Source organism: Rhizobium sp. CNPSo 3670 (assembly GCF_057784555.1).
This window is the reverse complement of the sequence record NZ_JBXSOL010000025.1, coordinates 32,344-53,748: the sequence shown is the minus strand read 5'-3', so window position 1 is coordinate 53,748 and position 21,405 is coordinate 32,344. Positions and strand designations below refer to the sequence as shown.

At 58.4% G+C, this 21,405-nt stretch carries 16 protein-coding genes; 7 read left to right on the top strand and 9 right to left on the bottom strand.

Features of this window, described 5'->3' with window-relative positions; all coding sequences use genetic code 11:
- Nucleotides 1-6: 6 nt before the first annotated feature.
- The 5 genes from AC13QO_RS22950 to AC13QO_RS22930 form a co-directional block, all read right to left on the bottom strand.
- Entirely contained in the window at nt 7-447 is a 441-nt protein-coding gene (locus AC13QO_RS22950) for a CBS domain-containing protein (RefSeq protein ID WP_085779269.1), read from the bottom strand.
- Nucleotides 448-490: 43 nt separating this feature from the next.
- Nucleotides 491-1,057 (bottom strand): NADH-quinone oxidoreductase subunit I, encoded by a 567-nt coding sequence (locus AC13QO_RS22945; protein ID WP_097600739.1) that lies wholly within the window; start codon nt 1,055-1,057, stop codon nt 491-493.
- 10 nt (nt 1,058-1,067) lie between these two features.
- The gene (gene nuoH, locus AC13QO_RS22940) at nt 1,068-2,069 is read right to left on the bottom strand and encodes an NADH-quinone oxidoreductase subunit NuoH (protein ID WP_488541938.1); all 1,002 of its coding nucleotides are present in this window, start codon (nt 2,067-2,069) and stop codon (nt 1,068-1,070) included.
- A gap of 263 nt (nt 2,070-2,332) precedes the next feature.
- Nucleotides 2,333-2,524, bottom strand: a complete 192-nt coding sequence (locus AC13QO_RS22935; RefSeq protein ID WP_285194050.1) for a DUF6494 family protein — start codon at nt 2,522-2,524, stop codon at nt 2,333-2,335.
- Nucleotides 2,525-3,095: 571 nt separating this feature from the next.
- Nucleotides 3,096-4,049 carry a phage exclusion protein Lit family protein gene (locus tag AC13QO_RS22930; protein ID WP_488541937.1) on the bottom strand — a complete coding sequence of 318 codons (954 nt, stop codon included), beginning with the start codon at nt 4,047-4,049 and terminating at the stop codon, nt 3,096-3,098.
- 141 nt (nt 4,050-4,190) lie between these two features.
- Here AC13QO_RS22930 and AC13QO_RS22925 point away from each other — a divergent pair, with 141 nt between their 5' ends.
- The 4 genes from AC13QO_RS22925 to AC13QO_RS22910 all read left to right on the top strand — a co-directional run bounded on the left by AC13QO_RS22925 (nt 4,191) and on the right by AC13QO_RS22910 (nt 8,789).
- A complete protein-coding gene (locus tag AC13QO_RS22925; protein WP_184337135.1) occupies nt 4,191-4,946 on the top strand; it encodes a DUF2971 domain-containing protein in 756 nt (251 codons plus the stop codon).
- A gap of 209 nt (nt 4,947-5,155) precedes the next feature.
- Nucleotides 5,156-6,367: an ABC-three component system protein gene (locus AC13QO_RS22920; RefSeq protein ID WP_184337134.1), complete on the top strand. Its 1,212-nt coding sequence runs from the start codon at nt 5,156-5,158 to the stop codon at nt 6,365-6,367.
- Nucleotides 6,364-6,849 carry a three component ABC system middle component gene (locus AC13QO_RS22915; RefSeq protein ID WP_184337133.1) on the top strand — a complete coding sequence of 162 codons (486 nt, stop codon included), beginning with the start codon at nt 6,364-6,366 and terminating at the stop codon, nt 6,847-6,849. Before AC13QO_RS22920 ends, AC13QO_RS22915 begins: the two co-directional genes overlap by 4 nt.
- Nucleotides 6,846-8,789 (top strand): DUF3732 domain-containing protein, encoded by a 1,944-nt coding sequence (locus AC13QO_RS22910; RefSeq protein ID WP_184337132.1) that lies wholly within the window; start codon nt 6,846-6,848, stop codon nt 8,787-8,789. Before AC13QO_RS22915 ends, AC13QO_RS22910 begins: the two co-directional genes overlap by 4 nt.
- 226 nt (nt 8,790-9,015) lie before the next feature.
- Here the strand turns inward: AC13QO_RS22910 and AC13QO_RS22905 are convergent, their stop codons facing one another.
- Nucleotides 9,016-11,643, bottom strand: coding sequence for a hypothetical protein (locus AC13QO_RS22905; protein ID WP_488541936.1), 2,628 nt, complete (start codon nt 11,641-11,643; stop codon nt 9,016-9,018).
- A gap of 8 nt (nt 11,644-11,651) precedes the next feature.
- Nucleotides 11,652-13,919 carry an McrB family protein gene (locus AC13QO_RS22900; RefSeq protein ID WP_488541935.1) on the bottom strand — a complete coding sequence of 756 codons (2,268 nt, stop codon included), beginning with the start codon at nt 13,917-13,919 and terminating at the stop codon, nt 11,652-11,654.
- A gap of 450 nt (nt 13,920-14,369) precedes the next feature.
- Here AC13QO_RS22900 and AC13QO_RS22895 point away from each other — a divergent pair, with 450 nt between their 5' ends.
- The 3 genes from AC13QO_RS22895 (at nt 14,370) to AC13QO_RS22885 (ending at nt 15,503) form a co-directional block, all read left to right on the top strand.
- On the top strand, nt 14,370-14,564 hold the full coding sequence (locus AC13QO_RS22895) for a hypothetical protein (RefSeq protein ID WP_184337128.1): 195 nt from the start codon (nt 14,370-14,372) through the stop codon (nt 14,562-14,564).
- A gap of 147 nt (nt 14,565-14,711) precedes the next feature.
- Nucleotides 14,712-15,104 carry a hypothetical protein gene (locus AC13QO_RS22890; RefSeq protein WP_488541934.1) on the top strand — a complete coding sequence of 131 codons (393 nt, stop codon included), beginning with the start codon at nt 14,712-14,714 and terminating at the stop codon, nt 15,102-15,104.
- Between the two features lie 75 nt (nt 15,105-15,179).
- The gene (locus AC13QO_RS22885) at nt 15,180-15,503 is read left to right on the top strand and encodes a hypothetical protein (RefSeq protein WP_184337126.1); all 324 of its coding nucleotides are present in this window, start codon (nt 15,180-15,182) and stop codon (nt 15,501-15,503) included.
- A gap of 287 nt (nt 15,504-15,790) precedes the next feature.
- Here the strand turns inward: AC13QO_RS22885 and AC13QO_RS22880 are convergent, their stop codons facing one another.
- On the bottom strand, nt 15,791-19,324 hold the full coding sequence (locus tag AC13QO_RS22880; protein ID WP_488541933.1) for an AAA family ATPase: 3,534 nt from the start codon (nt 19,322-19,324) through the stop codon (nt 15,791-15,793).
- 458 nt (nt 19,325-19,782) lie between these two features.
- The gene (locus AC13QO_RS22875) at nt 19,783-21,405 is read right to left on the bottom strand and encodes an Hsp70 family protein (protein WP_184337147.1); all 1,623 of its coding nucleotides are present in this window, start codon (nt 21,403-21,405) and stop codon (nt 19,783-19,785) included.

The following is a 21,405-nucleotide window of genomic DNA, read 5'->3' as shown; positions in this document are numbered from 1 at the left end:
GCGGCGTCAGTGATACCTGGTACCGCATATGTAATCCTGCAGCTCCTGCTCTGTACGCTGCGCTTCGTCGAGCCTGTGCTTAACCACATCTCCGATGCTGACCACGCCGACAACGTTGCCTCCATCCGTGACCAACACATGGCGCGTCCGCCGCTGGGTCATGATCCCCATCGCGACGGGTAGCAGATCTTGTGTCGAACACGTCGCGACATTGCGGTTCATGATGTCCGCGACCCGCATCGCCGCTGCCGCGGCCCCGTATTCCGCCACCGCATTGCAGCAATCCCGCTCCGACACTGTACCGAGGTATTTGCTGTTTGATCGGCTCACGACGACGAAGCCGATATTGTTGTCTCGAAACAACCTCAGTACCTCCACCATCGTCTGATCGGGGGCGACTGCGATGACACCGACACCCTTGTTCTTCATGATTTCACCGACAAACATCTGAGCCTCCTGTTCGAGCGCTTCGGTTTGATGGCTGGCGCTTTCATGTTCGCCGGATATTCCGCCACCAGTTGTAGCCGTGCGTCTCTTTCGTCTCCACGAGTACGTCCTTCTTCGTATTCAGGCGCGCGGCGACCACGCCACCGCCGGTTGCCGCCTTACCCGGCTTGGCGAGCAGATCGTCGCGCCCGATCACCAGGTCAGCAGAGGAAAAACTGGAAAATTCGTATTGTTGCCCAAGCGCGATTGCATCCGCCGGGCAGGCGTCCTCGCACAACCCGCAGAACAGGCAGCGGGCTGTGTCGATTTCAAATTTCGCCGGGTGCCGGCTGCCCTTCTCGTCCTCGTACGGGACGACTTCGATACAGTCGCAGGGACAGATCCGCGCGCAGAGTTCGCAGGCCACGCACTTGATCTCGCCCTCTTCATCACGCTTCAGAAAATGATGTCCGCGGTAACGCGAGTAGGGTAGCCATTTTTCGTTGTCCGGATATTGCATGGTCACGGATTTGGAGAACAGATATCCGAAGGTCAGAGCCAAGGCATTCGCCAGATCGGCGAAGAACGCCCAGCCAACCCATGTTCCAACTCTGTCCTGCGCGCGCGACATCGCCGCCTCGCTACGGGGCCGTTACGACCCCTAAAAGTACACCGGTTATAATTATGTTCGCCATCGACAGAGGAAGCAAGACCTTCCATCCGATCGCCATCAACTGATCGTAGCGGTAGCGGGGGAAAGTGAAGCGGAACCAAATAAACACATAGACGAAGAACGCGACCTTGAGAGCAAACCACAGGAGCGGTGGCAAGGCAATCAGAACACCGTTCCAACCGCCGAAGAACAGGATCACCACCAAGACCGACACAAGCAATACGATGGCATATTCGCTGACCATAAAGAAGGCAAAGCGGATACCGCTGTATTCGGTATGGAACCCGGCCCCTAGATCCCCTTCCGCTTCCGCCAGGTCGAAGGGAATGCGCTGCGCTTCGGCCAATCCGGCGACGAAGAACACCAAGAACCCGACCGGTTGGTAGACGATGTTCCAGACATCGGCCTGCGCCCGCACGATCTCGAGAAGGCTCATGGACTGCGCCAGCATGACCACGCCGATGACCGCGAACCCCATCGGGATTTCGTAGCTGATCATCTGGGCGCAGGTTCTGAGGCCGCCCAGGACAGCGTATTTGCTGTTGGAGGCCCATCCGCCAAAGATGACGCCATAGACCTCGATCCCGATCACCGAGAAAACGAAAAGGAGCGCCACATTCATGTTGGAGACGTAGAGCGTGATCCCGTGGCCGAGGACCGAGACAGTTTCGCCGAAGGGGATCGCGACGAACACCACAAAGGGCGGAGCGAGCGCCAGGATTGGTGCCAGTTTGAACAGGAACCGGTCGGCCTCGGCCGGGATGTGATCCTCTTTCGTCAGGAGCTTGATTCCGTCCGCCACCGGCTGCAACAGCCCGTGCCATCCCACGCGCATCGGCCCCATCCGCTGCTGGATGTGCCCGGCGACCTTGCGTTCCAGCCAGGTGAGCGGCAATGGTAGCAATAGCAGGATCGCAATCAGGAACGCGACCTTCAAGACGATTAGGCCAAGGGCGACGATAAGTTCCATGATCCGGACTACTTATTCATCGGGTTGAAGCGCGCGACCGGGCTTTAGCTCCGGCTCGACAATGAGCACTGCGCACACTTGTCAGACTTCATGGTACAACGGCGACGCACCTCACACAATGCCGTCGCCGCTATGCCGTCGCTCGACCCGTTACCAACAAAAAGCCCACCGTGTTGGCGGGCTATTTGTTTGGTTGCGGGGCCTGAAAACGCAGAAACTTGCAAAAATCGCGGAGATTCGAGGGTACTGAACGTAAGCGGTTTTTATGGAAGTTCGATTTCGCCATCCACCACGTGGTTGAGGCCGGTGCCTTCCGCCGTCAGCGTCACGCGGACCTTCAGCTTCTTGCCGCCGGACTTCCCTTCGCGCACTGTCTCCTCGATCTTGCGCTGCGAGGTGACGCCGACTTCCTTCAGGAACTTGCGAATCGACATATTGAAGGCGTCTTCGCTCATGTGAACTCCTGTGTGGCCGGAAGGGATTATAGGGGAAGGCAAGTCGGCAAGGAAGCAGAACGGTGACGCGCGATCGCACCTAATCTCAAATGCACTCTCGTGATGCAGCGGAACCCGAGATGGGAAGTTGAGATATCGACCGGCTGGGCCACCGCGGTGGGGCGACAGCCCTGGCCAAAGAACAAAGCTCCGCGACGCGTTTGGCTAGGCAGTTCTTCAGAAACGGCAAAGCCCCGTCAGCTTGCCGAGCAGGTCTTTGGGGCCTGGGAATATTGGTTGCGGGGGCCTGACTGCACGGAGACTTGTAAATTCAGCTAGATAGCGCGCGCATTGGTCGAAGTGGTCTCCGCTTCTAGCATCTACGTCCATTTCACGTTGGAAGAAACTAAGACGCTACACGCCCAACGGTGACCGATATGGGGCCGCTTGCAGACTTACAGGTTTCAGCCATAGAAGGGCTGAAGCTGCCGTTGGCCTAGCCTACAGGCGACTTCAGCAGTCGATCTCAAATTTGTGTCCTTCGGACAGCAAAGAGTATGTTCTGGCTCCATCATCTCGAGGCTGTGTACAGTTACATCTCGTGCGTTTCCCGCAGTGTGTGCACGAGGGCGTGACAGAGCTCTTCTCCCGCAAGGTCGGGTACAGTGGCAGTTGGATCTCGATCTACAACAATAGCAATCAACAGCGACGCCACGAAAACCCAGAACCAGTGACTGGTTGGCAGGCCGACCTCCAACAACAACGCGTCCAACCTGTCGGCAATTGGCGGATAATTCTCGGTCCCACCGCGGCCGCCCTTTGGGGTCAACTCATAGACTGCGTATCCACCAAGTGCAATTCCCGCCTGCCGCTTCGCGACCACAGCATCAACTAGCTCGCCTGAGGTGGCAACATAGTCATTCACTCCTTGGAGAAGGAACTCGCGAGCGAAAGCATCACAGGCAAGCTCCTCCTCGGGCTTTAACGGCCGACCGCCATCAACGTTAAACCTGACATGGCGCACCTCATGCAACAGCATATAGGCCGTCGCAACCATTGTGAGATCAAACGCCGCCTCCTGCTCGATGTCGAAACCGTCCTTATTAGACTGCGGTCGCGGGATTCCATCAGGCCAGAAACTATCATCGTCAAAAGTTGCCAACTCACGGAAATCATGAACAGCGTATCTGAGCGCTCCGAGGATCCCTTCGGCTTCGCGGTATGTCGAATCGGTTGCCCGGAGTTGCCCGTCCAATGCTGCACCGGTCATCTCACGCCACAATATGTGCGGGCTGTGCAATCGAAAGGCAGACCAACCGGCAAATCCTAGCAACCAGAGCCAGATCATTGTCTTGTTATCGAATTCGACACGGCGGCCCCGCGCTCGCAGGGTTGCTCCTTTGCGATCAGCGATCGGATGGAATGTAACTTCATACTGCTGGCGAAGCTCTCGCCATTCCTTAGCCTTCTCAGGTGCGGCCGCCTCGATCAGAATATCTATGATTCTAGGATCGACAGCTTGAGCGTCGTCGTCTGGATGGCTCATGGTTTGGCTCTCGTCGATCTTGCTATTCGCGGTCGGGGTCAATTAACACTTTGACCGTACCGTATCGAGCCCTATCCCGAACGATCTAGCAACCATTGCTGCCTACTCGTTCAAAATGCACCGAGGTCTCCGGAGAAGGAAATGGTTGTCGTTCGTAAAAAGAAGAAGATGCACATCAGGCGCTACCTGTCTATTGCGGCTCTGATTGACACGCTGCGCCGGCAAAAATTGGCTATCTTGAACCCCGAGGGATGGGACGACCGGAATGACCGGCTGTTCATGCGGGCCTATAAAAACCATAAGAATGCGGGCGGCCTGTATGGCATGTGTGCTGCGCTTCGTGGCGAAACATATCATCATTGGAAAATCTTCGCGGGCGGGGCATCCGGGGCGTGCATAGTGCTGAAACGGCCACCTGTCGAAGCCTATCTCGATAGCCATCAGCCGGAGCCGGGTACAGAGATTAGGTACGACGAGGTCGATTACCTGACACTAGATGAGGTGAAGAAGCTTTCTCCGAATGATATCGAGGATCTTCCCTTTTTGAAGCGCTACGGTTTCAAAGACGAAGACGAGTATAGAATAGTCATTGAGACAGTCGCCGACCAACAACCAGCCATCTTCATAGACTGCCCACACGACTGGATCGACACTGTCTACCTCAACCCCTGGCTTTACGAAAACCAGGCGCAGAGTTTAATTGAGACCATTAAAGAGATACCAGGTTGCAGGAATTTGAACGTGAAGCCATCGCAACTGACCAACAGTACGACTTGGCGCGAGGCCGCAGATAGAATAGCCGGTAAAGCACATCGCCCAGCGTTGACGCTTGCAGAGGCCGGAGAATCGAAAGTGATGTCCAACCAGAAGCGGGGCGCCAAACCTAACGCCAAGTGAGCGGGTCTTTAGGAGGGCAAGGCGACGCCGCCGTCTCTTGGACGTTCAAACTGCGAGGCCAAAAACATCGGGTATAAGTAGTGTTGCTCGCCAATCCAATCTTGAGGACAGAATTCACTGCAAATATACCGGTTGCATCACTCGGATTCTTCCACGAAAAGTAAAGCGTACCCGAGACGGTCATAGTCGATTTTCTTCCGAGGCTGGAATTGAATACTACGAATGCGCACAGCGCCGACGCCGCAGCCTTGGGCTTCCTGTATCAAGCGCAATACGCCTTGCTCCGCCTGTGGAAGGATGCAAGTTACGATGCCACGATCCATCTTGAGACCTTGGACGACGTCGTGCTGGAGAGCAACGGCCAAATTATCCTGGAACAACTCAAGCACTCTCTGGCTGTAAAGCCGCCCGCAATCACGTTGGCAAGCTTGAACGTGTGGAAAACGCTAAAGGCCTGGATTGACGTCCTTCCAACGCTCGAGCTCGGACGGACTAGGTTCCACCTCGTCACAGTGGCAGACATCTCCCCGACCTCGGAACTCGCGGTGCTGCTTACAGAAAGCGACAGTAGGGAGACGCTGCTGATCGCCCTTCGAGATGAAGCACATCGTGTCAGGCAAGAGAGGGCGGACGCTGCGTCGAAAGGCGTGACCCCTCTTCCGCATGCCCCGCGCGCGACGGCGTGCGAGGCGTTCCTGGCTCTTGATGGGGACCTTCAACTCAACATCCTCAAGAATGCTCGCATCATGCCCGGCCAGAGCGACATCCGGCAAATCGAAGATGATCTCGCAAAGACGCTGACGAGTGTGCGCTCCAAGGATCAGGGCCATGTCGCCGCCCGGATGGTCGAGTGGTGGAACCGAGAGATCGTTCACGCCCATTGTGGGAAGCGGCCCAAGGCAATCCATCGTCACGAACTGGTGGAACTTCATATGAACATCGTCGCCGACGTGACGAGCGACGCTTTCGTCGACTACTATGCCACGGAGATCCCTCCTCCCGCATATCAGTCGCATCCGATGGTATCGAGGCAGATCGAACTCGTCGGCGGCTCAGAAGCTGAAATCCGTCGGTCAGTTCAAAACGAATGGCGCGCCCGAGAGGCCCGCTCGCGATGGTCGAACGAGAGCCCCATGAAGAAGGCTGCGATCGCCCGTTACGACATCCGCTTGAAAGAAGAATGGTCCGACCGCCACGTTGACATGTGTTCGAAATGCAGCGGAAAGTCTGATGGAGACATGGCGCTCAAGGGGAAGGAACTGCTGTCCTGGAGTCATTTCAGCGCTCCGAAGGACATCGAATCGATCGCGCCAACGATAACCGCGCCGAGCTATGTTCGAGGGTCCTTTCAGGTGCTTTCAATCGATGGTGAGGTCGGCTGGCATCCCGACTACCGTAAGCTTTTGGGTTTCGACGAATGAGCACCGCACACGACCTGTTCGCAGAAACAAATCCAGCGTTTGGAACCTTCGCTCTCCTGGGCTTCTGCCGCAGCTATTTGGAGGCGGCGGGCAAGGACCCGCACGTCGCCCTCGCCTACGTAGCGCTCCCCATCGCGATGTCGGACGATCTCGATAAGTCCTTCATGGAGACGTCCGCGCGAACAGGACTCTTGTCCTGGCTGAACCGCTATCCGGACATCCGTCTGGAACTCGGGAAACGCCTAGAACTGTCACGTGACGTCGTCACCTCCGCCGTTCGACTTGGGCTGGCGTCCAGAGCGCTAAGACTCGGGGTGGAAGGCACAATTGGGCCAGACGCTGCCGCGCCCACCAGGAGGCCCGTCGAGAAACTGCCATCCAATCCCAAGCAGGTGATCAAGAGGGCCGAGCGTCTCGGTACCTGGATGGGACATTCCGGTTCTACCGGCGCTGTATTTTCTGCCTTTGGAGTGATGCCTTGAGCCGCTGGAACGTTGCCAACCTAGCCTTCTACGGGACCGGCGGTCGCCGCCGGGAAATTGAGTTCGATCTTGCTGCGGTGAACGTCATCACCGGCGCCTCGGGCACGGGCAAGACAGCGATCATCGAAGCAATCGACTACTGCCTCGGGTCGACGGAATGCGGCCTGCCGTTCTTCGTGCGGAAACACGCCGAAGCCGTGGCGGTCCACTGGACGAATGGCGATAGCGATCTTATCGTCGGAAGGCGAATTCCCAAGGCGGGTCGGGGGACCGATCAGATGTTCGTCAAGTCAGGCAGAAACCTGTCCTTGGCAACGAACACGTCAACGCTCGAAGGACCGACGAACAGGGAGACGGCGCGCGCCGTCATCGAGAAGACTTTCGGGATCGCAGACGTCGACGATGCAGCGGTAGCCGAGAAATCATCCAAAGGTCGGGCCACGATTAGAGACATCACGCCCTATCTGTTTCTTTCTGGCGACGTAATCATCAGCAAAGTGACGCTTCTTCATGACTTGAACCGTCCGGAAAAAGCTCGCGACATCAAAGCTACGATGCCGTACTTTCTAGGCGCAGTCGATCAGGCAAGCGTACTCGCAGGCCGCAGGCTCAAGCAACTCGAAGCTGCTCTGGCGAGAATTGAGAGATCGGTCAAAGCCCAGCAGCGAAGCCAAGGTCTCCTGACCGAGCGTTGCATGTATCTGCTTACGCAGGCCCATGGCCTCGGCCTGGTCGACGAAGTGCCTACTTCGGAGGAATCCGATGAATCCTTGCTCGGACGACTGAAGAGCCTCTCGGCGAGCGCCACTACGAAGGGTGAACCCTCACACGACGACCAGCGCGGGAAGCTTGAAAACGAGCGGCGCGATTTGGTGACGGAACTTCAGGAGCTACGATCCACGCGCCAAGCTCTCAGGCGCACGATGAATGATGCTTCCGGGTACGAGGCCGCCGTGTCAGGCCAATCCCACAAGCTTGCGCTTGTCGAGCACCTCAAACTTGACGATGGACGTTGCCCTGTCTGCGAAGCAGACAACGCGCCGGGGCGGATGATGGCGTCGCAAATCCGGCGGTCGCTCGCCATCGTTGCGGACGAAATCGCCTCCGTCGACGTGATGCGCCCGCGACTTCAAGACCATGTAGGCCACGTGGAGAGCGAAATCGGCCGGAGGACAAGCCGACTTCGCGACATCGAGACGCAGCTCAGCGGGCTCGTTCGACTTGAGGATGAAGCTTCCTCGGTGGGTTCATCGCTCCTAGAGCGGGTGCGCATCGTCGGACGCATCGACGAGTTCCTGGATACCACCGCGAAGGATTTCGCACCCGATGTCTCTGAAGTAGATTCTCTATTAGCCGAGATCGACAGCTTGCGGGAAAAGGTCGATCCTCAAGGTCGGCGCGACCGGCTTCGCGATTCCGAAAACCTCATTGGCACCTACGCGACCGACATGCTGGGAGAACTACCGACGGTGGCGCCCGCCACCGACGCGAGAATTCTTTTTACCTCAACACCGAAGTTGTCGATAATCGAGCCGAAAACCCGCGCCGCATTGGCGATGGCGGAAATCGGATCCGACCAGAACTACCTCGCGATGCACCTGGCCCTGTCGTTCTCTTTGCAGAAACTGTTCCAGACCTTGAAGGCACCTGTCCCCGGCCTGCTCGTGATCGACCAGGTGAGCCGCCCCTACTACCCAGAGCACGAGGGTGGCGACGAGAAGGGTCTTGCCGAAATGAAGAGCGACGACGATCGACTTGCCATGCAGAAGATCGTCAAGTTCTTGTTCGAGGAGACGGCTCGTCAAGCCGGCCTTCAGGTCATTCTGATCGAGCATGCCTACATCGACAGCGACCCCAAGTACGTAGCCGCAGTCAAGGGTCGTTGGACAAGGAACTCCGGTGAAAAGCTCATTCCTTCCGATTGGCCGGAACGGGGGTGAACGACCGCTATCCGGCATGTTCGGTTGGCGAAGTGCCAAGGAGACCAGCCTAGCCGCAATCTCCTGTCCGTAGGGATCAAGCCGATGACCGCTATTGGCACTTTCCGGAAGCGGCTTGCTGAAGCCCGGCGGCGTCTAGGGGCCCCACCGATAGTGCCATTCAGCGGAAATCCGATCAAACCTGAAGGGAATTGACAGGCTCACATCAGTGGTTTCCCAGCAGCAGTCAAAAGCCAGCGCCGCACTCAGAACAGACCACGTTGGAGATCTGATCGGCGACCGTCAGATGGTAGGTCATCTGCAGGCCGTTCTTGTACAAAAATGTTCCACAGCCGAAACAGCGCGTCTGCATAGTGCCGGTGCCGCACCGGCTACACCTGTAATACCATTTCCGGTTTCCTCTTTCGGTCCGATCTGGCTTGACGTCCGCTGGCTCATGCGCCTCTCCGCAGGCGATACAGAAACTGGAGTTCGACCGGCAATTTTCGGTAGTATTGCCCCAACGCCCGACATTCCCGTCGCCGTTTCCATCTCGCACTTCTCCGACCTCGGGTTCCGGAAACATCTGCTGAAGCTGGAGAGCGATCAAGCGTCGCAGATTGGTCAATGACGCCGCGCCAGATATGGGGTCGGCGGCAAGTTGAATGCTGCCGTGAGCGTGTCCCGTGGGATGCTCCTGTCCATAATCGCAGTCCCGACTCCAGCCGAGCGGAGAGGTCCGGCGTGCAATAGCGCCCTTCGCAGGTTGAAGGATAAAGACGCGGTCGCCGTCTTGGCCGTACTTCTTCGTATCGACCAGCACCCTCAACATCGAAGGAAGCTCATCTGGCTTCCACCGGGTACGAAACTTGGCGTCCATGACCAGGCCGGACTGTGGCCGTGTCACATCTCGAAAGATAGACCGGCGACGCGCCCAATCCGGTTCATCAGCATCGCTCTCCGAAACCGGAGCGTCCCCGACGGTGAAACGCAGGCGAAAGTCTGGGCGACGACCATTAGCCAGCAAGGGCTCAGCATCGAGGCGGGCGGTCATGCTCGGATGAACCCGCGTGAAACGCAGTGAAAACTCGGCGTCATTTGGCTGTCCGGCTTGCGATATGGACGTGACCATTTGCTGCACCCATTCCCGCTGTGGCTCGAATCCGAAATCCTGCATCAGGATGCCGATAATCTTGATCAGGCACCAGCGTTCGTATAGCGCACTGGCATGTAGCGCGTTAATGCGCCCCAGCCTGTCGAGCGCATCTCCGCTGAGGCCTGTGCGCTTTACCAATTCAGAGACCCTATGGTAGGCAGCCAGTGCCGCAGCGTAGATCGGAGCCTGAAAAAAGCGCATCCCCAGCGGAAATTTCGAACTGGAAACGACCCCGAGATGCTCCCACGCAGCGTCCTGCTGATCGAATGAAGCTGCGACGACGTTCAGTTCAGACGAGACGATCGCACTACCTTCGACGCGTTCTGCAAAATGGCTGGCGCGCGTGAGTGCCGTGTTCGCTTCGAGGTGATATTCTTCACGCTCGTTGCGGCCTATCGGCCGATGCCATCCATCTCGTTCATACCGGGATCGCGCGGTCTCGCGACGCACAAGTACTGGCGAACGGGGCAGCGCATTTGATATGTGCGTGAAAGTCGCTCGACGACCTAGCTTGCCATTAGCTGTCCGGAAGGTGGTGATGACCGCGTTCCCCGTTAGGTCCAGACAGATATCCTTGTCGAAGCGGGATGCGGCAATCACCAAGTCATGGAGATCGCCGGGGAGCCGCGCCACACTGAAATTAATGCCTTCGCGCTCGTCATAACGGTCCTCGCGATCAGGATTGCGATAGAAAAATTCCTTGGCAGCGCCTCTGTCTACCTTGAACTCCTTGCCGACGATCAATCGGTAAAGCCGCTCGCCCGGCCCTGGCGCGCCCGAGGAACCGGACCAGGTAGCTATGGCATCGAGGCGCTTACGAATGTCAGAAAGCTGGTTGTCAAAAATCTCGGGATTGACCTCTACCCTCTCCACGGCCAGCAGATCAACTGCTCGCGATTTCTCGCGCGCTGCTCTGGCAGCAAGATTGACTTGATGGTGGCCGGACGAACGGGCGACGGATCGTGCAAGGCCGCGGCAGTGATCGACAAGGCCACGGAGATAGCGGTTCTCCGGAATGTCAGCGCTTTCCTGTGCGGTTCGGCCCGGGTAGCTTCGAGCTCCCGGCCGACGCATCACGGAGCGGAAAGTCTCCGAATTGGGACGGACCCGTGCCGTCGCTACCGCGCCGGTCACTTCGCGGATTTCGCGGGCCGGGTGCTCGAGAACGCGGCTGGCGGCGTCATTGAACCCTTTGAGGGCATCCAGCAGTTCACGACTGTTGTCCGATCCCACCTCGCCCAATGCGCCGGTCGGGCGCCCTATCGCAAGCCAGACGAGCTCATCTCTGAAATCGTCGAGGTATTCTTGGGCATGCGCACGATCGAGCTCCAATGCCACGGCGTCGAGGATGAGCTTCTGGCGAGAGCCAAGCTCGACTGAAAACGAACCGAACGAGCGATGCATTTCCGAGACGTGCTTGCTGCCGGCCTTGCTCCAGCCCGTCTCGGGGATCCACCACGTTCGGTCATTGCCGTCGGACACCTGCAGCCACGGCAAGCGTTCATTCTCGGCGTTGATCGTGCACGGCTCGACGCCAGCCAGAGCACCCGACAACTGAAGGCCAACCCATGGGGCGAAGTCCCGGAAGATCGATACCTCGGCATGAAGCGTACCATCCGGCGCGATCTCGATCTCGATGGGATAGGTCGACACCTCCACTCGGCGCGTTACGCCTGGAGCCTGCCATTCAATATCGAGATAGTGCGCCAGAACCCCCATGGGACGGCTTAGCGCAGCCAGTAGTTGACGATGCCGTTGTTGCCCTCGGCGAATTTGATCATGCGCTCCAGATCCGCAACGCTGCTTGTGTCTGGATCGAGTCCTGCATTTTCAAATCGCTTGCCCAATTCGGCGCTCAAATCGATCAGAAGTTCGCGTCGTGACCGACCATTGCCGGCGGGGCGCGCCGAGTCAAACGCGATCTTCGGCAGGATCTTGTGCTTGACCACATTGTCCAACGCCTCATCTGAGCCAATCCCGGCAGCAGTGGCGGCGTCGATGTACCCCTGGGACTGGCGCGCGGCGCGCAGTCCGAATTCCACCCCTAGCGGGTCGAGATACTGCCGCGCGATCTGCAAAAGGAAGGCCACATTTGCGTCGCTGCGATCGAAAGCAGGATAGTCGGCGCGCTGACCGAGTTCGTGTGGCATCATTCGCAAGGAGGCCGTCACAGAGGCCAGCGTTGACGCGGCATTCCGGATTTCTCGCTCCATTGCGTCCCAATCGGCCAGCATGGGGTTCCGAAAGCGCAGTACCTGCACACGGTCGAGCACCTTGGGTGAAAGCTGGTGCGTCGTGTCGTCCATGTTCACTGCGCCGAAGATCCACACGTTCTCCGGAAGAGTAAGCGAGGTGGGCATGCGCATCTGGGCCGCCAGCGAGCGTCGCAGGCGGGCATGATGCAATAGTACGGACTCGTTGTCCGCCAGGCCTCCGAGACGATGAAGCTCGGCGTTGGCCTGGTCGTGACGGAGAATCTCCTCCAGCGTCGCGGTATCAGGAAGTCCCGTGCGGCGGCGCACCTCAGCTTCCACGGCTAGGAAGATTCCTTGCTCCACGACGACGTGACGCTCCTCGTCGGCCGTGTAGAGATGGATCTCGGGTGACGTGGAGCGGCTCTCCAACAAGCTGAGGAAATCGGCGAAGTAGTACTCTACCCGTGCCAGGTTCATCTCGTCCAGGCAGATGAAATGCGGCACGTCCGGACTGCGCGCTGCGGCCTGTAGAGCGAGAAGGAAAGGAGTAGCCTGATAGCCTCGCTCGATCGGATTGTAGTAGCCGAGCAGGTCCTCGGGACCAGTCCAGTTGGGCTTGACCGGAATCACCGTGCAGACACCGCCGATCGCCGCCGCTGCCGCACGCACCAGGCTCGTCTTGCCAGAACCGGAGTCCCCCGCCAGCACGATGAGGTCGCGAGTGCGCAGCAACGCCAGAAAGTCGCGGAGTTGGGCCTGAGAATAGAGCAGGCCGGCTTCAGCCAGCCTGATTTGGAGCAATGGCGCAAGGCGGGCATAATCACCGGCAATCGCGTCAGTGAAGCCTACGCCAGATCGCTCGTCTTCCGGGCCCGTCATCTTGGGCATGAGCGCAGCAACGTCTTCGGCATCGGCCAGTCCCAGGGCAACGAGCCGATTGCCCTTCTCGGTGAGCAGATCCGTCAGCCGGCGATAGTTGATTTCCATAAGCTTCTTCTCTTGCTCCACCGTAGTTTTGTAGGCGGCGAACCGCTCTTGCTCGATGCCAAGCTGGACTTGCAGATCTGCGGCACTGCGTTCAACTTCGTCACGGCGCTGGCGATGCTTGGCGAGGTCCGCCTCTATCTTGGCCCGGGCCGCACGAGCATCATCCTGTGCCTGACGTCGATCCGCATCCAGCCTGCTTAGCGTCTCGAGGTTCTCCGCATGCCGAAGGGCTAGGTCTTCGTCTTCTTGCAGGACCACCTTGCGGACATGGTCCTCGATCTCATGCCGCGCCAAGGCCGAGATTCGTCTCGCTGTTTCAGAGCCGGATACTGCCACCTGCCATTCGGCCGGGAGGTCGGCCAGCGGCCGCATTGTGCCCGAGCGGACGTTGAGGAGCCATGGATTTCGACGCTTTCGGCGCTCAGGAAGGGATGAAAGCTCAAGTTCGGCGACAGCCCATTGTTTGCCTCCCTCAGCGTCACGCTGACCTATCACCTTACGGGACGGGCCCGGCGGGATGAATGCGGCAGATGGTTCCGGGTCGTCGCGACCTGGCACGCCTGGAAGTGTCGGGTATAGCAGACCCGCGCCACTTTCCGGATGCTCGATGTCGTCGAGAAACCACAGTTCGCGCCCATCCGCCAGGGGCTTGACCCATACCCGACCAACGACCCAGATAGGCCCCGATCGGTTCAGACCCCAAGCACTGCGCAGCTCATGGAGCAGGTCAGCAGGCGCGCGGGTAAGAGCCAGTTCAAGTGAACCTTGGATGTCACCGCCAGCAGTGTCGGCCTTTCGTGCGGCAGGTTCCATGGCCTAGAACGTAACAACTTTTCTAGCTGCGGCAGCTCGGATTTGTGAATCAGACGTCATCGGCATAGAATCAATCAGGTTGGAAGATGTCGTCAACCAAAGTAGCGACAATTCAAGCTTGGATCCTTAGGATATCCGCACAATGTTGCTTAAAAGGCTTTTCCATCGCGATGATCGCAAATCATTAAGCGACTTTCGCGAGCGACGGCTTACGAGAAAGTCGTTTGATAAAGCAAAAGGTAAGAAGGAAGGCGCGCACCGGCCGATGTTAGCAGCGTCGTCTCGACATCGCGAAATGGGGCTGCGACGGCGACCATGAGTTCACAGGGATGCCGTGCATAACCTCACCAATCCGCCTGCATGTCATCCGCCTCGCTGTAGTGGCGCGCTGGTAGGCGTTCGCCCCGGGATGCTCCGCTCGACTACTTGGTCTTGAACTTAGGAGTAGGCATGAGCAAAGTAATAGAAGCAAAGATGGGGATGTATGACGCCTTGATGGCTATGCTGAACAAAGGTCAGTGGGTCGTCTGGCCGGACGGAAACCAGTACTTCGTGATCAAGCCGGAGAATTTTCGCGAACTCATGGAGCCGTATGATCGGCTCCTTGACGCCGAGGATGATGCTGAGAAGCAGTCAAATTGTTAGCCGTCAGCGTTGCACCCTCCAGGGGCATCGGCATGCATTAACTGCAGGATCATATTCTGGGTGATAACTCCTCGGTAGACCGTGCGGGAGCGCGCGCCGGCGGGATTACCCTACCACTATCGCAATCACCCTAAAGAACGAATGAATATGTCTGATACCGAGATCGAGAACCTGAAGGGCGCTTTGCGTGCCCGCCTGCGCCGCGACTTCATTGAAGTGCCAAGCGCCCGCGATACAAGCCGGAGAGCGCATCTTGAAGTTTGGGAAAGCAAGCGTGGCCGCCGAGTTGTTGGCATAGAGTTCGACCATTCTGATCGTGTCAATCTGTGGCTTACCCGCCTAGGACTGCCGCGCGACCTGCCACCAACGCTCGAGCGAGTAGATAAGGACCCGAAAGGGCGAAGCTGGACCGACACGAACGGCGACGGCGCGAACAGCAACCTGTCTGGATACACGCAGTTCGTAACCAGGCCGATCGCCAGATTCGGCATAAAGACCCTGGATGAGGCGATGCTAGTGTTGGATGGGCTATGCCGGTAGTGCGAATCATACGAGTTCGTGGCCCCAAAGAAGACGCCCGCTGCCACCCGAAAGTTTGATTGGTAGGATCTTCGAATGGCCAAGCGCGAAATGTCGAGAGAAGAACTCTTCGCATTGGTATGGGAACGCCCGACCAGCGAGATTGCCATCGAACTCGGCGTCTCCGACGTCGCAGTCGGTAAGCTTTGCGAGAAAATGCAGGTTCCAAAGCCTCCCCGTGGTTATTGGGCGCGCGTGGAAGCAGGTCAGACGCCGCGGCGCCCGGCTTTGAAGGCCTTTCGAGAAGAATTGGAAGCGAAACGCAGAAGCACGATACAAGCCCGTAGCGCCGGACATTTCACTGAACTTCAATCGAAATTCCTGAATGCTGCACTCGACGAACTTCACTATGCGATCTGAGTAGCACAACAAAGATCCTTTCCCAGCGTTCTTGAACTGCTCGCTCGACAGGCAAGGATCTCAGATCACCTTCTCGAGCGGCATCGTAACATCGTCCTCGCTACCGTTGAGGCCGAAGTTTTGCATCTTTGCCGCCCCATTCGCTCGCCTGCACCCCTATTGCTGGAGTTATGTCAAACTGAATTCACCTTCATGAAAAGTCTTTCCGGCTCAGCCAACATCGGCCAGCATCGATATCAACCCTCAGTCTAATTTCCCCTTCAGGGTTTCCAATCTTAGCGAACCAATCAGAGCCCGAACGCCGCACCAATCTGCGCCTTGATCGCCGCTGCATCGAAGCCCCCAACCTCCGTGGTTGTCAGCAATCCAACATCAGTTTCACGTTCCGTGATCGGTAGGACACCGGCGTTCCGATACCACTTCTCCTTCGCCTTCCAGCGTCGGACATAATCCGGGCGATCCATCATCCCGAGGTGTTCGATCAAAATCCGGCGGCCAGTCTCCGCGTCATCAATCGTGAAGTCGGGATACCGCACCGAACCATCCGGGCCTGTGAACGGTTGCTCGTAACCGTAGGGAAGCCCCAGGCCATGGAGCAGGTCGGCGATAATGACCTCGGATTTTGATCGCACGAGTTCGCCGCGCGTTGTGCGATGAATGAGACCCTCCTCCAGGAAAGAACCACTATAGGCAACAAGCTTCGGCTCGCGGAAAAGGTTCGTGAGCCGGCGGGCCGTCTCAGAGTGATCGGCACCCGACAGCTTTATCAAGTCACGCAAATCGCCCTGATGGAACAGGACCACCTCGCGCTGCTGCCGCGTCAAAGCTGTATAGAGCAACTCGCGCGAGAGCGGTCGACAAGGATTCGGCATGATTACGAAGGTCGTGCCGAATTCGCTGCCCTGAGATTTATGAATCGTCAGTGCGTAAGCAAGTTCCAAGCGCTCGTCACCATCCTCGCCAAAATCCGACCCGCCAAATCCGAACTTGAATCCGAGTTGGGTCGAAAACTCGACCTCCAGCTTCCACGGCAGCCTCTTCGGCTTCCAGTTCTTGCCTTTGTACTGACCAATAACGAGGCCGATTTCGCCATTTGCGAGATATGCTCTCTCCATATCAGGATAGACGTCACGGCGACGCCCGTTCGAGAGATTGATGACCTTATCGCCGTAGAGAATTGCCTGACTTCCCATCGGTTTGGCGATCTTGCGATGCCAATGCGGCTCTACCTCAGTCCAACCCCGAACCGAGACACGAAACAGCCGCTTGATCCAGCGGTTGAGACCGTCAACGCCTGTTTCTCCTGCGCGCATCGGCGCCAGGATTTGCCAAGCCTCAACGCCCGCACCACCTCCTTGGCGTCGCCCGTCTGCGCCTTCGCGCGAAGGGTTGAAATAGGCGCGACCGTTCCATTCAGAACCGCCCAGGCTGATCTCGAAGGCCGTCTCGTCGCTAACCGAGGCATCCACGTCCGAACGGATGTGGGCGGTCAGTTCCTGTAGAAGCTTGGTTTGCAGATCCGCGTCACTGTCCCAAGCTATCGCGCGAACGCCGCGCGATGAGCCAGTCGTCAACCGATCCCATACCTCGTCCGCCCCCGCGTCAGGCGCTTCACCACTGAACCAGCGTGAGAGAAGCACATCGTCTCGGGGAGATTCAGGATCTTCCGAGCTGCCGGCCTGACGGCGCACCACCGTCAGTTCGGCCAGGCCGCGAAGAGGTTTGGCGTCCTGCTCCCGAAGAAGCCGGATCACATCCACGAACGGGCGCCCCGCGCCGATCGGTGGAAGCTGGCGAGGATCGCCCACGAGGATGAGCCGCTGGACACTCGACGGATCAAGGGCATCGAGTGTGGCCGCGAGTTGATCTTCCGTGAGCATCGAGGCTTCGTCGATAACAACCGTAGCAAAGCCATTCTCGCGATCTGGAGTGTCCGTCACGAGGTATGCGCCGGTCTGCCCGTCATAGCGATTGAAACCGAGCAGAAACTGCGCCAACGTGAACGCCTTCACGTCTCCGGCCTTCTTCTGCATTTGAACCCGCGCCTTGCCTGTTGGAGCCAGCAGCAGAACACCGCCTTTGCGAACCTGATCGAGCGACAATAGGGCCAGGAGAAGCGTGGTTTTGCCGGTGCCGGCGGGGCCAATCAGCACCGAGGCTCGGGAACGGAAGAGTTCTTCGAGTGCCGAAGCCTTTTCCGCGCGCGCCATCTCCTCCGCAGAATCGGCTTGCTTGGCAGGTCCTCCCAGAGCCTTATCGATCAGTGCACGCCAGTCATGTTCGCCAGCGTGTCGCGCACCCCCGAGACGTCGCTTGAGCCGCGTGCCGATCAATGCGCGTGTAGCTGCGTAGCGATCGAGTTGCCACGCAGGCGCCCCGTTTGCAGTTTCCACTCGTTTGAGCTGGGGGATGAGATTGTCATCGAAGGCGGCAATCCAATCCCCGGTGATGGCGCAAGGCGGGGAGACTTCAGCAGTCCGAACCCGCTCCACCAGCCAATCCTGAGGAAGCATCGTATGACCATTCTCGACAGCAGCGGATTCGAGAGCCTGGATCATAAGCGCCCTACCTCGGCGCGGATCAATCGCTTCCGCACATACCGACGGTTCTGGAATGGGGATTGCCGCAAGCACATGCGGATCAGGAAACAATCCTCTGTCGACAACGGACAGGGGAATACTGTCCACGCGTCCACGATCCGCCTCGAAGCAGAGATAGGGATTAGTAAGGATTGTGGCGTCGTCGAGCTCAATCCCGGCTTCTGCTCGCTCTTCCCGAATCCACCACCGCTGCATCTGGTCGGCGGATAGCTCGAAACGTGCGAGTAGCTTGAGAAGGTCTCGGCGTTCGGGCCGCAAGCTGTCCCATAGCTTCGCAGCGACAGGGCCGACTGAGCCAGTGAGGTCCGGTGGCAGGCGCTTCGGATCGCGAAGCACGGTCTCAACGACAGGCCAGGGATCACGAACATCCTCTCCGCCGTCGGCGTGCAGCAGATTGCCGATAGCGTGCGCAAGCAGAGTGCCATTCGGGAGTCCCAGAGCGCTAAGCGCCGATCCAAGACCGGGATATGCACCGCGTAACCGCCAGAGCCGGTTGAGTTCCGCATCGATCCAGCGGCGCGCTGCGCCCCAGTCACCGGGTAGCAATGTCTCATAGCGACCCACCACTGGGGCTGCGGCCAACAGCACAGCTACAGCTTGGTCATGGCTGACGTGTTCAGAGCCCATCGAGAATGCGTCGAAGCTCTCGCTTGGCGCGTGCAGCACAAACGGCTGAATATCTAAGCCGGGATCGCTTTCTGCGTGCTCCAACAACTCGCGATAGGGCAAAAGGAAGCCGTCGCCGATTTCCGGCTCGATCGAGTGGCCGATATTGCGCTCCCACACCATCGAGCGCAGGGCATTCTTGGGCGCGTCCTCATAGTTATATTCAGTAGCGTCGCCGACGCTCCTCACCCGACCGATCCCGACGATGACGCGACGCGGATCTTCGGTGAGAGGGGTCTTCTTCGCGTAGAAGAAAACCAGCGACACGTTCGGTTCAATCGCACCGAAGAAGGTGTCCAGCATGACGAGCTGATTGCGCCGCTCTTGAACCCAGATGCTCTCAAAGCCGAGTTCAGGCTCCCGCTCCGGCCGGAAACCGAGCGCGAGCCTGGTGGCGATCTCCGGCAAGCCATCATCACCCTTCATCATCCATGCGAAGGGAATGGCCGACGCCGATCGTAGCGTGTGAACATACCTTGTTCTCCGAAAATGCGTGTAGAGCGCATGGTGCTCATAGGGATGCGGAAAACGGCGCTCATACGCAAAATCCGCCATGAAAGCCCCGCGCTCGGCAGCGCACGCAGGCAGTCGGACACCTTCCGTATCGAATAACTCCCCCCGAACGGACTCCTCCCAGGAATCATCACGAGTGTCGCCGATGCGCGGAAGCGCAACGCAATGGGTGTTTTTCGACGGATTCGCGCAAACGCGACCGGACCAACCAGAATCATGCCACGGCACACGAATTGAAACGTGTTGTGTCGGTAGCTTGCGTGCGCCCTCTATCATTAAATATGCCCCATTTTGCAATATTTCGTATCAATTCACTTTGTGCGGAGCCGCACCGGCTTTGGCTGAGGTCATTTGCCGTTTCGGTAGTCGCTTTGTCGTAACTATCGCTAACGCTCGATGCCTGCCTCTGCCAGCCGCTCTAAATATTTGACCATCGAGCACCCCTCTCAGCACTTAGCGCCCAACCCATGGCAGAAGCGCATGGCGGTCTTGCTTCTCGATCAACAGTAATCCTTGCTGTCCGCGTAATCGACCACACCGGGAGGCGTCCATTGGCGAGGCTTTTCGGCTTCGCCGAATTGGCTCGGCAATCCTATGTCAGGCCCCTCCCCGAAGGGGAACGACAGGCCGTACGAGATGGCAAAGCGAATGAACTCATCGCCGCTGCCTTTCGGCACGATGAAGTCCTTTGGCCGGGGAACCTCCACCAGTCTATACGGCGGAACGCCCGCATTGTGGTGCTGAAAGGCCTTATAGGTGGATTCTATCGATTGCCTATACCAATCGGAGTTCGATCCGCCACCGCCTATGAAAACTACCAGGGGGCGCATGCGCGAAGCCGACAGTTCACCGATAAACTTCCGCTCATAGTCGGCGTTCTGGAAGGCGTCTTCCTGCCAGTTCCGCCCGTCTTTCTGCCGCGCGGTCATGATGACGTAACCGACGAGCCTGCGAATTCTCTGAACGAACTCGGCCAGTATCGAGGGCGCGCAGCTCTTCAGCAGCTTCTCCAGTACCACAGCGTCGATTTTACCTGTGGCGCTTTCCGCAAGGGCGGCTCCAATCGCGGAGACGCCTAAGGGCTCGACCTTGCCGGAATAGAAGTTGATGCAGCGCTCCCCCCGAAAGTTCCGAAAATTGAACGCGACGCCATCGACCGTACCGCCGCCAACATCGAAGTAAACATAAATGCCCGGGACGGCTTCACGGGACATGACGAACGACTGTACCGCAGCAGCAATTTCCGGCACTGCGTGGAAGTCCGTGACCTCGGCCGCAAGGCGCGGCTGCGTGAGCCTGTACGAAGGCAGCGCCTGCTGGAGCGTTTTCGGGACCAGATCGTCTTTGACCCACAGCCAGGCGACGCCAAGCACTTCTTCAAACGTCGCAAGCGCTTGTGAATCGTAGTGTTCGACGGGTACACCGACATTCGCCGACCACACCGGAACGCGGTTCTTCAGCCTGTCGGCCTCATGGACGGCGAGCCATTGCTGGCTGCGCTGGATTACCGACGCAAGGAACCACGCAGCAAGCGCCCTAACGGATTCGGCCTTGTTCAGGTCGATCCCCTCGAACTCGGGCAGGTGTTCGCCGATTGGCCCGCCCGCAAGGCGCATCTTCAGATAAGGAACGATGACAGCGGATTGCTTGCCGGAAACGCTGTCACCAAGGAACAGCCCTCCATCGGAACCGATTGCGACAATGGACGGCACAAGCGCTTCCTTGCCGCCGTTGCCGGCAGCAACGGTTCCCGAAACCTCACTGCCGAGGTCGCGAAAGCAGACTTTCGTGAAGCTCGTGCCAAAATCGATGCCGAGATTGATGGGAAGCGGTCTTGCTTTGGGCGCGCTCCGTGGCGGCGTGTCATCCGATGCGACCGCCGCCCGCTTGCCTTGGGTCGTGACGGTCTTCGGAGCTGTGCCCGTACGGGCTCTTGCCCGGCTTGCGGGCGCCTTGTCTGCCACAACTGGCGCTGCCTGCGCAAGCGCGGGAGACTCGGTAACACCGGGCTGTTCGACGTCTGATGCCGCGCTTACATCCGGTTCGGAAAAGGATGGCGGGACTTCCGCCCTGCCAAACACGCGCTCGCGAAGTGAATTAAGCCTGTCGCGCCAGCTTGCCAT

Coding starts and splice junctions, on each gene's coding strand:
- AC13QO_RS22885 (WP_184337126.1), top strand. CDS start 15,180: ATGGCCAAGCGCGAAATGTCGAGAGAAGAACTCTTCGCATTGGTATGG.
- AC13QO_RS22890 (WP_488541934.1), top strand. CDS start 14,712: ATGTCTGATACCGAGATCGAGAACCTGAAGGGCGCTTTGCGTGCCCGC.
- AC13QO_RS22895 (WP_184337128.1), top strand. CDS start 14,370: ATGAGCAAAGTAATAGAAGCAAAGATGGGGATGTATGACGCCTTGATG.
- nuoH (WP_488541938.1), bottom strand. CDS start 2,069: ATGGAACTTATCGTCGCCCTTGGCCTAATCGTCTTGAAGGTCGCGTTC.
- AC13QO_RS22925 (WP_184337135.1), top strand. CDS start 4,191: ATGGTTGTCGTTCGTAAAAAGAAGAAGATGCACATCAGGCGCTACCTG.
- AC13QO_RS22945 (WP_097600739.1), bottom strand. CDS start 1,057: ATGTCGCGCGCGCAGGACAGAGTTGGAACATGGGTTGGCTGGGCGTTC.
- AC13QO_RS22935 (WP_285194050.1), bottom strand. CDS start 2,524: ATGAGCGAAGACGCCTTCAATATGTCGATTCGCAAGTTCCTGAAGGAA.
- AC13QO_RS22900 (WP_488541935.1), bottom strand. CDS start 13,919: ATGGAACCTGCCGCACGAAAGGCCGACACTGCTGGCGGTGACATCCAA.
- AC13QO_RS22875 (WP_184337147.1), bottom strand. CDS start 21,405: ATGGCAAGCTGGCGCGACAGGCTTAATTCACTTCGCGAGCGCGTGTTT.
- AC13QO_RS22950 (WP_085779269.1), bottom strand. CDS start 447: ATGTTTGTCGGTGAAATCATGAAGAACAAGGGTGTCGGTGTCATCGCA.
- AC13QO_RS22930 (WP_488541937.1), bottom strand. CDS start 4,049: ATGAGCCATCCAGACGACGACGCTCAAGCTGTCGATCCTAGAATCATA.
- AC13QO_RS22915 (WP_184337133.1), top strand. CDS start 6,364: ATGAGCACCGCACACGACCTGTTCGCAGAAACAAATCCAGCGTTTGGA.
- AC13QO_RS22905 (WP_488541936.1), bottom strand. CDS start 11,643: ATGGGGGTTCTGGCGCACTATCTCGATATTGAATGGCAGGCTCCAGGC.
- AC13QO_RS22880 (WP_488541933.1), bottom strand. CDS start 19,324: ATGGCGGATTTTGCGTATGAGCGCCGTTTTCCGCATCCCTATGAGCAC.